Source organism: Mesorhizobium sp. M1D.F.Ca.ET.231.01.1.1 (assembly GCF_003999155.2).
In the GTDB taxonomy this organism is placed as follows: Bacteria; Pseudomonadota; Alphaproteobacteria; order Rhizobiales; family Rhizobiaceae; genus Mesorhizobium.
This window is the reverse complement of the sequence record NZ_RZOZ02000141.1, coordinates 1-341: the sequence shown is the minus strand read 5'-3', so window position 1 is coordinate 341 and position 341 is coordinate 1. Positions and strand designations below refer to the sequence as shown.

Annotated in this window: 1 protein-coding gene; it reads left to right on the top strand. The window is 60.7% G+C overall.

What is annotated here, in order from left to right:
- Positions 1-158 precede the first annotated feature (158 nt).
- Positions 159-341: SDR family NAD(P)-dependent oxidoreductase (locus EN874_RS32670; RefSeq protein ID WP_127428855.1), on the top strand; the 183-nt coding region annotated here is incomplete at its 3' end.

The window sequence follows — 341 nt, the reverse complement described above, 5'->3', positions numbered from 1 at the left end:
TGCGCCGCTCCACGACCCGGGTGAAGAGCCGCATGCTGTCAAAACGATCCATGGCTGATTGTTCGCACAGACTGAATAGTGTTGGCAATCCATGCCCGATTATATCGCCTTCTTAGGCGAGTATATGCATCTCCATCCGAAGAGAAGGAGATTTCGCCATGACCACCCGTCCCATCGCCCTCATCACCGGCGGCAGCCGCGGCCTGGGCCGCAACACCGCGCTTCACCTCGCCCGCAAAGGGGTCGACGTCGTCCTCACCTATCGCTCACGCGTCGATGAGGCCAAGACTGCCATTGCCGAAATCGAAGCAGCCGGCGGCCGGGCTGCAGCACTTGAGCTC